This window comes from Methylomonas koyamae, from assembly GCF_019669905.1.
In the GTDB taxonomy this organism is placed as follows: domain Bacteria; phylum Pseudomonadota; class Gammaproteobacteria; order Methylococcales; family Methylomonadaceae; genus Methylomonas; species Methylomonas koyamae.
This window is the reverse complement of the sequence record NZ_AP019777.1, coordinates 2,970,500-2,982,306: the sequence shown is the minus strand read 5'-3', so window position 1 is coordinate 2,982,306 and position 11,807 is coordinate 2,970,500. Positions and strand designations below refer to the sequence as shown.

At 57.8% G+C, this 11,807-nt stretch carries 12 protein-coding genes; 10 read left to right on the top strand and 2 right to left on the bottom strand.

What is annotated here, in order from left to right; all coding sequences use genetic code 11:
• Positions 1-76: 76 nt before the first annotated feature.
• From MKFW12EY_RS13365 to fae, 3 genes are all read left to right on the top strand, one after another.
• Complete coding sequence (locus tag MKFW12EY_RS13365; RefSeq protein ID WP_054759138.1) at positions 77-973, top strand: ATP-grasp domain-containing protein; 897 nt, start codon at positions 77-79, stop codon at positions 971-973.
• Positions 967-1,836 carry a triphosphoribosyl-dephospho-CoA synthase gene (locus MKFW12EY_RS13360; RefSeq protein WP_054759136.1) on the top strand — a complete coding sequence of 290 codons (870 nt, stop codon included), beginning with the start codon at positions 967-969 and terminating at the stop codon, positions 1,834-1,836. Before MKFW12EY_RS13365 ends, MKFW12EY_RS13360 begins: the two co-directional genes overlap by 7 nt.
• Positions 1,837-1,919: 83 nt before the next feature.
• Positions 1,920-2,435 carry a formaldehyde-activating enzyme gene (gene fae / locus MKFW12EY_RS13355; protein ID WP_054759134.1) on the top strand — a complete coding sequence of 172 codons (516 nt, stop codon included), beginning with the start codon at positions 1,920-1,922 and terminating at the stop codon, positions 2,433-2,435.
• 56 nt (positions 2,436-2,491) lie between these two features.
• On the opposite strand, the gene MKFW12EY_RS13350 is transcribed toward fae, so the two are convergent.
• Complete coding sequence (locus MKFW12EY_RS13350; protein ID WP_054759131.1) at positions 2,492-3,172, bottom strand: HisA/HisF-related TIM barrel protein; 681 nt, start codon at positions 3,170-3,172, stop codon at positions 2,492-2,494.
• 11 nt (positions 3,173-3,183) lie between these two features.
• Between MKFW12EY_RS13350 and MKFW12EY_RS13345 the strand changes: the two genes are divergently transcribed.
• From MKFW12EY_RS13345 to MKFW12EY_RS13325, 5 genes are all read left to right on the top strand, one after another.
• Complete coding sequence (locus MKFW12EY_RS13345) at positions 3,184-4,176, top strand: ATP-grasp domain-containing protein (protein ID WP_221053161.1); 993 nt, start codon at positions 3,184-3,186, stop codon at positions 4,174-4,176.
• The gene (locus MKFW12EY_RS13340; protein WP_221053160.1) at positions 4,173-5,231 is read left to right on the top strand and encodes a hydantoinase/oxoprolinase family protein; all 1,059 of its coding nucleotides are present in this window, start codon (positions 4,173-4,175) and stop codon (positions 5,229-5,231) included. Before MKFW12EY_RS13345 ends, MKFW12EY_RS13340 begins: the two co-directional genes overlap by 4 nt.
• 76 nt (positions 5,232-5,307) lie before the next feature.
• The gene (gene pabB, locus MKFW12EY_RS13335) at positions 5,308-6,681 is read left to right on the top strand and encodes an aminodeoxychorismate synthase component I (protein ID WP_054759149.1); all 1,374 of its coding nucleotides are present in this window, start codon (positions 5,308-5,310) and stop codon (positions 6,679-6,681) included.
• A complete protein-coding gene (locus MKFW12EY_RS13330; protein WP_054759123.1) occupies positions 6,678-7,244 on the top strand; it encodes an amino acid kinase family protein in 567 nt (188 codons plus the stop codon). The genes pabB and MKFW12EY_RS13330 overlap by 4 nt, the downstream gene beginning before the upstream one ends.
• Positions 7,237-7,902 (top strand): DUF2959 domain-containing protein, encoded by a 666-nt coding sequence (locus MKFW12EY_RS13325; protein WP_054759121.1) that lies wholly within the window; start codon positions 7,237-7,239, stop codon positions 7,900-7,902. Before MKFW12EY_RS13330 ends, MKFW12EY_RS13325 begins: the two co-directional genes overlap by 8 nt.
• Here MKFW12EY_RS13325 and MKFW12EY_RS13320 read toward each other — a convergent pair whose 3' ends face one another.
• Entirely contained in the window at positions 7,903-8,337 is a 435-nt protein-coding gene (locus tag MKFW12EY_RS13320) for a DUF6694 family lipoprotein (protein ID WP_054759119.1), read from the bottom strand.
• Positions 8,338-8,453: 116 nt separating this feature from the next.
• Here MKFW12EY_RS13320 and MKFW12EY_RS13315 point away from each other — a divergent pair, with 116 nt between their 5' ends.
• Positions 8,454-10,196 carry a GTPase domain-containing protein gene (locus MKFW12EY_RS13315; RefSeq protein WP_221053159.1) on the top strand — a complete coding sequence of 581 codons (1,743 nt, stop codon included), beginning with the start codon at positions 8,454-8,456 and terminating at the stop codon, positions 10,194-10,196.
• Positions 10,177-11,763 carry a GTPase gene (locus tag MKFW12EY_RS13310; protein WP_221053158.1) on the top strand — a complete coding sequence of 529 codons (1,587 nt, stop codon included), beginning with the start codon at positions 10,177-10,179 and terminating at the stop codon, positions 11,761-11,763. Before MKFW12EY_RS13315 ends, MKFW12EY_RS13310 begins: the two co-directional genes overlap by 20 nt.
• Positions 11,764-11,807 lie beyond the last annotated feature (44 nt).

Here is an 11,807-nt window from a genome sequence, read left to right as displayed (position 1 = left end):
TCGACTTTCCCTCGCGGCGGCGGGTATTGCTTGGCAAAACCCGCCGCCGCGCCGCTAATTTTTTGCTTATTTTCCATTGCGCCGAATTGTAATATTTACCGACGACCCGGGCTGGCACGGCAAGCAGTTGTGCTTGGCTTTTGCCGAGCGCGGTTTCACAGCCGAATACGCTTCGCTGACCGGTTGCCGCTTACAACTGGATAATTACGATCTGCCGGTATTGGTTCCCGGTTTCGAGGATCGTTTGCCGGCCGCGGCTTTTGTTCGCGGCGTGCCGGGCGGATCGCTGGAAGAAGTGGTGTTTTATCTGGATATACTGCACGCGCTGAAACTGCTCGGTGTACCGGTATACAACGACGCCGGCGCTATCGAGCGTAGCGTCGACAAAGGTATGACCAGTTTCTTGTTGCAGCGGGCCGGTTTACCGACGGCTGCAACCTGGGTGTTACGAGACCGCGAGCAAGCTTTGGCAATTGCCGAATGCGAGTTGCAGCAGGGCAATTATTTGATCAGCAAGCCGTTGTTCGGCTCGCAAGGCGAAGGCATTCGCCGTATCGAAAAATCCACCGATTTGTTATGGCTGACCGGCAGCCGCGGCATTTACTATCTGCAACGCTTTATCGAGTGCGACGGCGACGGCTATTCCGACGTTCGGGTATTCGTCGTGAACGGCAAGGCGGTCGCTGCGATGCGGCGGCGCGGGATTTCCTGGCTGAACAACGTCGCCCGCGGCGCCAGTTGCGAGGCCATCGCCATGGAGGCCGAATTGGTCGAGTTGGCCGTGGCGGCCGCCGACGCCTTGCGCATGGACTATGCTGGCGTCGATTTGATCAAAGATCGGCATGGCAATTACCGAATCATCGAAGTCAACAGCGTTCCGGCTTGGAAGGGCTTGCAAGGGGTTTGCCAGGCCAATGTCGCTCAGTGGTTGGTGGCCGACCTATTGCAGCGTTATTTGGGCGAGTTATGCTGAAGCGGCAGCAGTTGATCGAGGCTTATCGCCAAGCCTGCGAAATCGAATTGCAGGCATTCAAACCGGGCAATGTCAGTATTTACAGTCCGGCCCACGACATGACGGTCGAGGATTTCCGGCTCAGTGCGCAGGTCAGCAGCGAACCCATTACTGATCCCGAATTCGGTTTGGGCGAAAAAATTTATTACGCCGTCAAAGCGACTAGAGAAGCCGTCGGGTGCAATACCAATCTCGGCATCGTGCTGCTGTGCGCACCGTTGCTTCACGCCGCAGCGAACGCGCGGCCGGGCGAGTCCTGGCGTCAGGCGCTCGATCGGGTTTTGGAGGCCACTACCCAGCGGGATGCCGAATGGGTATTTGAGGCCATCGTTTTGGCCGCGCCGGCCGGGCTCGGCGAGTCCGAGCAACACGACGTTCAGCAAAAAGCCGCGGTCACTTTAACCGAAGCGATGCGTTTTGCCGCGGACAAAGACCGGATTGCCTTGCAATACGCTAACCATTTTAAAGACATTTTTGATTTTGCAGTTTTACGATATAATCGTGCTTTCGTTTTGTCTGGCGATTCTGGTTGGGCGGCGCTAGCGGTTTTTGCTGCGATGTTGGCCCGCTACTCCGATAGCCATATCGAACGGAAGTATGGAAAGCGGTATTCAGAGTGGATCAGGGTGGAGATGGAATCGCTCGATAGTGCGATGCAGCTCACCATTGAGCCTGAAGAGCTTTTTCCGGTGCTTTACGGACTGGACAAAGCTTTTAAGGCACAAAGAATCAATCCGGGTACGACAGCTGATATGACTGTAGCGACAGTACTGGTGGTGCTTCTGGAACAGCTTATCGACCAACAACAGGCCGGTGAGTTATAGAGGGAACTTCGAAGAAACTATATTTTGGGACATTATTGTGTCTATTTTTTGGTTCAATCTTATCTTTAGGGGATAAATTTAAAATGGCAAAAATTACAAACATGCGCGTAGGCGAATCTTTGGTTGGTGACGGCAACGAAATTGCCCATATCGACCTGATCTTGGGCCCACGTGGTTCAGCGGCGGAAACCGCGTTTGCAAATGCTTTGACCAACAACAAAGACGGTTTCTCTACTCTGTTGGCTGTGGTTGCACCTAACCTGTTGGTTAAACCGGCTACCATTCTGTTCAACAAAGTAACCATCAAAGGTTCAAAACAAGCCGTTCAAATGTTCGGACCAGCGCAACGCGCTGTTGCTCAAGCAGTTGCTGATTCCGTTGAAGACGGCACCATTCCTGCCGACGAAGCTGACGACTTGTTCGTTTCCGTGGGTGTTTTCATCCACTGGTTGGCTGAAGACGACGCGAAAATCGAAGAATTCAACTACAAAGCAACCAAAGAAGCTATCGCTCGCGCTGTAGCCGGCACTCCAACTGCTAAAGAAGTATTGGCTGCCAGAAAAGACGCTAAACACCCGTTCGCTGCTAACAAAGTTTAATTTTTTAGTATCGAAGGCTGTACAAAATACCCCGGCTAGCCGGGGTATTTTTTTGCCTAAAATTTGCTTAACTCCGATGCGCCGATGTTGCCGTTGTGCAAGGCGCTGGCTACCAACACGCCGGACAGGCCGGCGGTTGCCAGTCGCTGCAAATCGGCGATGTTGCGCACGCCGCCGGCGGCGATCCACCGGGTATGCGGACTGCGACCGCGAAGCGAATCGAGCCCGGCGAAGTCCGGGCCGCGGCCGGCACCAACCATGTCCAGCGTCATGGCGATGACGGTATCCGGCCAGTATTGCGGCAGTTCCAGCCAAGCCGGATTACCTAAAGCCCGATTGTTTTTAAAATCCAGCGATAGTATCGCCGCCGAATCGCTTAAATCGTATGGTTCTGAACCGGTCTCGGTGCCGATAACCGTCTTCAGATTATCCGGCTGATCCCGGCTCGAGTTCGGGTAGCCCAACCCGCTATCGACCCAAAAATCGAGGGCCGGATAGCGGCGGACTAACGGTTCGATGATATGCCGGTGGCTGCCGTCGCGCTCGATCGCATTCAAATCGGCGATGTAAAACGCCGAAAACGGATGCAACGCCAACAAGGCGGTAACCACCGCTTCGATCGAACTGTCGCTAACGATGCGGGAGTTCAGGTCTATCGGCAGGTAACGGCTGCGGTCCCCGCCGCTGGCGTGAACCACCCGGCCGTCCTTTAAATCAATGACTGGAATAATTTGCATGGAGTGAGCGGGTGAAACAACTGACCATTCTGGTATTCGAATATATAAGCGGCGGCGGTATGGCCGGCGAGGCTTTACCTGCATCCTTGCTGGCCGAAGGCCGGATGATGTTACAGGCTTTGTTGGGCGAACTGAAGCGGATTCCGCAACTGCGGTTACGGGTCCTCTTGGACCAACGCTGCGATTTAGCTATCGATTCGGAGCATGCCGAGTTGGTCCGAATCGGCGCCGGCCAGGATATCATGGCTCTGCTGCCGGAACTGTTGGCAGAAACCGACCTGTTTTGGCCGATCGCCCCGGAAACCGGTGGCATCTTGAGCCGGTTGGCGCAAATGGCGCACGCCGCCGGTATCGAAACCTTGTTATCGGACGCGGCGACGCTGGCGCTGTGCGGCGACAAGTTGGCGACCTACCGCCATCTTACCTCCCACGCGATCCCGGCGGTGGAGACCTATCCGGCCGAGAAATGCCCGGATTTTCCTGGGAGGACGGTGGTAAAAATCCGGGATGGCGCCGGTTGCCAGGATACGCGGGTAGTGGCAGCGGACGCTTTGCCGGCCGCGGTTGCGGATTTGCATCAGCCGGAACACTATGTGGTCCAGCCGTTCGTGGCGGGCCGAGCGATCAGCCTGTCGGCCTTATTCAAAAACGGCAAGGGTTATTTCTTGACCTGTAATCAGCAACAAATCGTTTTGGCGGGGCAGCGATTCAGTTTGCACGGATGCTTGGTCAACATTCACCAACAGCGCGAAGCCGATTATCGCCATCTGGTCGGCCGGATTGCTGAGGCCTTGCCGGGCTTATGGGGCTATGCCGGTATCGATCTAATCGAAACCGGCGAATCTGCCGCGTTGGTGCTGGAAATCAATCCGCGCCTGACCAGCTCCTATGTCGGCATCGGCCAGGCCACCGGCATCAATGTCGCCGAGCAGGTGTTACGGCTCAGGCAGGGCGAGCCGATAGCGGTTCCGACCCGGCAACAATGCGTGGAGGTAACCATATGAAGCACACGGCAGCTTATCGGATTGCCGGTTGGGATGTCGGCGGCGCCCACCTGAAGCTGGCGCTATTGAATGCCGCCGGCGACATCGTCAGCGTCGGTCAGGCGGCTTGCCCGCTGTGGAAGGGCATCGATTACTTGCATCGCGCGATAGCCGAACTAACCGCCAACCTGGATTTGAGCGCCTGCCGGCATGCGTTGACCATGACCGGCGAACTGGTCGATTGTTTTACCAGCCGGGAGCAGGGCGTCGCGGCGATTATCGACGCGATGTGTCGCCATTACGGTGCGGACCGGATCGATGTCTTCGCCGGTTTGCGCGGTTTTTTGGCGGCCGGGCGGGTGGCTGCGGCGGATTGTATGGACATCGCCTCCGCCAATTGGTTGGCCAGCGTGATGCTGGCGGCCCAACACATACCGGATGCGTTGTTCGTCGATATCGGCAGCACCACGACCGATTTATTGTTGATCGAACAATCCCAGCCCCGCGTAGCAGGCTATACCGATTACCAGCGCCTGGTGTCCGGTGAGCTGGTCTATACCGGCGTGGTCAGAACGCCGGTAATGGCGATTGCTCAACAGGCCGAGTTCAATGGCCGGAACATGGGTTTAATGGCCGAACTGTTCGCCACAACGGCCGATGTCTATCGGCTGACCGGCGACTTGAACGACGCCCACGATCAGGCCGATACCGCCGACGGTGCGGAAAAAACGGCGCTTGCCAGCGCCCGGCGTTTGTCGCGTTTGACCGGTTACGAATTCGACGCTGCCGATTGGCCGCTGTGGCTGGCATTTGCTGCCCACCTTAAACAATGCCAGCAGCAACAACTTGTCGAGGCTTGCCGAAGGCGGCTGCAAGCGGCGGCGCGGCCGCAATGCTGCATCATGCTTGGTGCCGGTGTCGGCCGCTTCCTGGTCAAACAGATCGCCGCCGAGTTAGGCTTGATTTACCGGGATTTCGCCGATTTACTGCCTACGGCAGGCGGGGGCGGCCAGATCGATGCCGGCGATTGTGCGCCGGCCGCCGCAGTGGCCTATCTGGCCGGCCGGTTTGGTTAAAGCCGGCGGCTGGTATAAAATCTGACGGTGTTCAATCACGTCCTTGCCGGCCAAGCCGGCCCTGCATCCCCGTTTAATGCTTCTAGCCAAACCCACTAAACATCCGCTGCCCTATTTTCCGGACAGCGCGCAATTATTCGCTCCGATTGCCCATCTGCCGTGGGCGGTGTTCCTGGATAGCGCGCAACCCCATAGCCGCCAGGACCGTTACGATATTCTGGCTTACGCGCCGGTTGCCACCTTGCAAACCTACGGCAATACCACCCGGATCGAGCGCGACGGCCGGGTCGTCGAGAGCGGCGCCGATCCGTTCGAATTGTTGAAGCAACACTTGGGCGCAAGCTTGCCGGCCATCGACGGCTTGCCGTTTTGCGGCGGTGCGATCGGCTATTTCGGCTACGATCTGGCGCGGCGCATCGAAAAATTGCCGGCCATTGCCGAAGATGCCGAGCAAATCGCCGAAATGGCCGTCGGCATTTACCGCTGGGCCGTGGTGGTCGATCATCAGCAACAACAAAGCTGGCTGGTCGGATACGATCTGGCGGATGCGTTGCAGCAGCGCCTGGTTGCCGAATTCAGTCAACTAGCGCCGCCGGCGCCGGCCGAAGCTTTTCGAGTGTTGCAGGCGCCGGCCGCCAACATGGACAAGCACCGATACGCGGCGGCATTCGGCAAAATCAAAAATTATTTAAAAGAAGGCGATTGTTACCAGATCAATCTGACGCAGCGTTTCAGCAGTGCCTGCGCCGGCGACCCCTGGCAAGCATACGCGGTGTTGCGGCGGATCAATGCCGCTCCGTTCAGCGCCTATCTAAATCTGCCGGACGTACAGGTATTGAGTTCGTCGCCCGAACGATTTTTGAAAGTGACCGGCGGTGCGGTCGAGACCAAACCGATCAAAGGTACCCGCCCGCGCCGGGCCGATCCGGAACAGGACCAGGCTCAGATCGAGGATTTGGTGGCCAGCGCCAAGGATAGGGCGGAAAACGTCATGATCGTCGATTTGCTGCGCAACGACTTGGGCAAGTGTTGCCGCAAAGGTTCGGTGTGGGTGCCGAATTTGTTCGCGGTGGAAAGCTATGCCACCGTGCACCATTTGGTCAGTACCGTCACCGGCCAGTTGGCGGCCGGCCAGCATGCGTTGGATTTGTTGCGCAGTTGTTTTCCGGGCGGCTCGATTACCGGTGCGCCGAAAATCCGGGCCATGGAAATCATCGAGGAATTGGAGCCGCACCGGCGCGGCATCTATTGCGGTGCGATCGGTTACGTCGGCTTCGACGGCAATATGGACACCAATATCGCGATCCGGACGCTGGTGCACAACCGCGGCAGCATCCGCTTTTGGGCCGGCGGCGGCATCGTCAACGATTCGGTGCTGGACGCGGAATACCAGGAATGCTTCGATAAAGCGGCGGCACTGTTGCAGGTGTTGGCGCAATTCGGGACATGATTCGCGTCGTCAAACTCGGCGGCAGTTTGTTGGAAACCGCCGCGTTGCCGCTGTGTTTGGCGGCCGCGATGCGATTGCCGGGACTGACTGTGATCGTGCCCGGCGGCGGCCCGTTTGCCGATCAGGTGCGGACGGCGCAGCGCCGATATCGTTTCGGCGAGGTTGCCGCACACCGTATGGCGCTGCTGGCCATGCAGCAAATGGCCGAATTGATGCGCGGACTGTGTCCCGAACTGGAAATCGTATCCGGTGCCGAATCGGTGGCAGCCGCAGCGGTTTCCGCCAAAACGCTAGTTTGGGTGCCGCAAATCGCCGAATTGGACGCGGCCGGGATTCCGGCCAGTTGGGATATCACCTCGGATAGTCTGGCCGCTTGGCTGGCCGGACGCATCGCCGCCGACGCATTGGTCGTGGTCAAGTCGGCGCGGATTACCGCCGGCACCGCTTGGCCGGAATTGCAGCGGCAGGGCATTCTCGACCCGGCTTTTGCCCGCTTCGCTAACGCCGCATCCTTTAAGATTACCGTGGTCAATAAAGACGAATTCCTGTTTCGCCATGATTAATTTCCTGAAAGCCATTCTGAACCGGCGCTTGCGCAAAGCCTATTACCAGAGCCGGGAATCCCTGCTCGGCCACCACAAACGCGACATCGTCGTGATGCAGGTCGACCAGGCCTGCCATAGTCTGAAAGACAGCCGCGACCAATTCGTCGAAGCGTTGGATAAATTCAAAACCCTGGTGCACTTGCCGGAGAGCTCGTTGGAACAACGCTACCAGCAATTGAAGCGGCGCTACGATTTATGCCGTAGTAAAGCCGACGCCGTCAGCCAGAAGATACAAGCGGTGGAGGAGGTCAGCGAGGCCTTGTTCGCCGAATGGGAAACGGAACTGGATTTATACAGCAACCGGGCATTACGGGCCCGCAGCCAGCAACAGTTGAAAAAATCCCGCCAGCAATATGCCCGTTTACTCAAGGCGCTGCAAACTGCGGAAAACCGCATGGTGCCGGTGTTGGCGGCGTTTCAGGACCAGGTTCTGTTTCTGAAGCACAACCTCAATGCTCACGCCATCGCGGCGTTGCGGCACGAGTTTGTCGAGATTGGCGTGGATATTTCGAAGTTGATCGAGGTGATGGAGAAAACCATTACCGAGGCCAGCCAGTTTGTTGCGGTCCTCGCGGACCAGAAGCAACTGCCGGCCCCGGTGGCCGTGCGCAAATAATTACATCGCGTGCATTTTGTAATCGACCCGCGCCGGCGGATTCTTGTCGCGGGCGTCCGGCGTTTTCTTACGGTTCTGGTCGATGCGTTCTTGCGAATATTGGGTAATCATTTGGTCCCAAGAGCTGTACTGGGAGTACTCTTTATTGCCGGAAGCCTTACGTTTGGCGAACAACTCCTTACCGGTTTCTATCAACTGCTCGGGAGTTTTGCCGTCGATCGCGTCCAGGAACTCCTGGTTACTGCGGATCTCGTCGCGCAAGGTCCAGAACGACACTTCGAACTCGATGCGCTGGTCCAGCGGCAATTTCTCCTTGATGTGGCTGATCGACCTGTTGACGGTTTTCATGCTGCTGCCGTTGATCTGGTTGCTTTTGTTGCAACCGGCCATCACCGAACACAGCAATAAAACCAATACCGTTGACGCTTTTTTCATACTGCAGCCCCCCAGTGGCTAAATAAACAAACCCGATTTTTTGTATTTATAATGGTTGTAATGCGGGTCACCCAACAAACCAAATTACTCGGTAATTAAAAACACAAGCTTACCACATGCTGGAATTTATCCAACTTCTCAAACAGCGTTACGAAATTGTGCTACAGCAGTTGGACCGAAAAAATTCCCGCTTTACGGAATACCAGCAACGCATAGAACAACTACTTCACGCCGAGGCGTTTATCCGCAAGGGCCAATTGCTGGAAAACCAGCCGGCCTTGCCGTTGCAGATTGCCGTGATCGGTCCGACTCAAGCCGGCAAAAGCTCGGTAGTCAATCTGCTATTGAACAGCGCGAGCGCCGGGGTCAGCCCGCTGGCCGGCTATACGGTGCACGCCCAAGGTTTTTGCCATCGGGTACCGATTGAAGATTGCGCCGGTCTGCAGCAGTATTTCGGCCGCTTCCAGCAGTTGCAACGCGATGCGTTGCGGCCGGGACGCTACGATTGCTACTCGCTGAGCCCGTCCGCAGCCGATTCCAGCCTGCTGCCGGACTGCGTGTTGTGGGATACCCCGGATTTCGATTCGATCGATTCGGCCGATTACCGGGAAGGTGTAGTGCGTACGATAGCCTTGGCCGATGCCGTGATTTTGGTGGTCAGCAAGGAAAAATACGCCGACCAATCGGTGTGGGACTTGATGAAATTTATCGAAGCCTACCGCCAGCCGACCCTGGTTTGCGTCAACAAACTCAGCGAAGGCAGCGAGGCCGTGATTCTGGATTCGTTGCGCGACAAATGGCGGCAAACCCGCAGCGACCCGCCGCCGCCGATGGTGGCGCTGCTGTTCCAAAAAGCGCCGGCGCAACCGCAATGGCCGGCTCAGGCCGCCCGGCTTGTGGCCGATCTGGCGAAGAATGCGGTGCGCAGCAAGCATGCCGACAAGCAGCAACAGCTTATCGGCCGTTACTGGCTGCCGTGGTTGGAGCCTGTGTTCAGCGAACACCATGCCCAACGCCATTGGCAAACCCTGGTCGACCAATGCCTAGCCGATGCCTTGCGCGACTACCGGCGCGACTACCTGAACCATCCCCACCATTACGAAACCTTCCAGAATGCGTTGTTGAATCTGCTGACGCTATTGGAAATTCCCGGCCTGGCGCGGATATTAGGTAAAACCCGGCGAGCGATGACCTGGCCGTTTCGCAAGATGATGGATTGGAGCAACGCCAAATCCGCCGCCAATCCCAGCCATGAACTGGCGGTATTGCAGCAGTTGGGCGAGCATCTGTTGATTCAACTTGCTGACCGGGTGTTGGAGAAAACCGAAACCGAACCGGCGGACAGTTATTGGTGGCGGGAAAACGCGATGGCTTTGCGCCAGCGCCGCGGCGAAATTCTGATGGCCTACCAACGCGCCGTCGACAGCTACCACCAGGATTTCCAGCAGGATGTCGAAGCGGCCGCGCAACGCCTGTACCGTAAATTACAGGACCAGCCGTTGGTTCTGAACAGCCTGCGCGCGACCAGAGCCACCACCGACGCCGGGGCAATGCTGCTGGCGATTCAGGCTGGCGGCATCGGTGTACAAGATCTGGTGATTACGCCGTTGATCTTGACCATCACGTCGTTGCTGGCGGAAAGCGCCATCGGCAGTTACATGCACCGGGTCGAAGCCGAATTGAAACAGCACCAATTCGCTACCGTGAACAACGCCTTGTTCGACGGTTGTCTGAAACAGCGCTTGTACCAATTGCCGCTGGCCGTACACAGCCAGACCCGCTTCAACATCTCCGAACAACAATGCCACGCCGCGGAACTGGCTTTGAAAGAGAAGAAACATGGCTTACGCATACTCTGAGCTGTTGGCCGCTGCCCAACAATGGGCGGCAGGCGCCGCTGCGGCAGGCCGGCTGAGCGCCGAGCAGGTTGCTTTGTTGCAGAATCTGGAGCCGGCCGCAGCCGCTGCGCTATTTAATGCCGAGACCTGCCGGGACGGTACGCCTTTGATCGTCGCTTTCATGGGCGGTACCGGCGTCGGCAAGAGCAGCCTGTTAAACCGGCTGGCCGGCCAAGCCATCGCCAGAGCCGGTATCGAACGGCCAACCTCGCGCGAAGTCACGCTATACCACCACAGCAGCCTGGGTGTCGATAAATTGCCGGAGGGTTTGCCGCTGGACAGCATCAAAATCAGCCGGCACGACGACGAGCGCAACAGCCATATCGTCTGGATCGACATGCCGGATTTCGATAGCGTCGAACTCGGCAACCAGCGCCTGGTGCTGGAATGGCTGCCGCATATCGACGTGCTGTTGTACGTGGTCAGCCCGGAGCGTTACCGCGACAACAAAGCGTGGCAGTTGCTGCTGGCGGAAGGCGCCAAACACGCCTGGCTGTTCGTCATGAACCAATGGGACCGCGGTCTGCCGGTGCAATACGACGACTTCAGGCAGCAACTGGCCAAGGCCGGTTTCGCCGATCCGTTGATCTTCCGCACCAGTTGCAGCGAACCGCACGGCGACGAATTCGGCCTGTTGCTGGAGCAATTGCGGCAATTGTCCGGCCGGCATAACGTGGCCCAGTTGGAACGCCGCAATCAGCAACTGCGCCGGCGGCGCTTGCAACAAACTCTGCAACACCTGGCGGACGGGCTCGGCGGCCGCGATTTTCAGGCGTTACAGGCCAACCTCGACGCGCAGTGGCAGCAAGCCGAAACCCAATTGCAAACCGGTTTGGCTTGGGCCATGCAACAACTGGCCAAATTCTGGGCCGACAACCTGGGCGATAAGGCCGAGATTGCGCTGTGGGACGCTTGGGCGCAGAACCGGCTGGACGACATGCTCGACGAATTGGTGCTGCAGGCGGCGCAAGCCGGATTGCCGACCAAGCCGTTGAAGGCCGCTCTGCAAAACATTCGCGAGCAGGCCGGCAATACTCTGGCCGCGCAGACCGAACTGGCCGGGCGCCGGGCGATGTTGCATCCCGGTAACGGCGCGCAACGCTTCCTCTTGAAACTGACCGCAGCCGCCGAAACCGTGCTGCCGCTGGCGGCGATGGGCGCGGTCGGCTACCAGGTTTTTTCCGGCTACTACCACAGTACAGCCGAGCACAGCGCCTATCTCGGTACCGACTTTGCCGTGCACAGCGTACTGTTGATCGGCTTGAGCTGGCTGATCCCGTTTTTCCTGCATAAAAAAATCCAGCCGTCGTTGTACAAGGCTGGATTGAAAGGTTTGCGCCAAGGCTTGCAACACGCTTTGGCCGCGGTGTTCGCAGAGATAAAGCAAGTATTGGTCTCGGAACAGCAGCGTAACGAAGCATTGCGCGCCGAGTTGCAGGCGCTGGTCGCGCGTTGCGCGGCGGAGCCGGAAACGGCGATCGACAAGCAGAGCTTGTTGGGCAGGGTATTGTTGGCCGATGCCGGCTGACGGGGTTAACACCGCCGCCGCATCGAATCCGTTGTCGCGGCTCA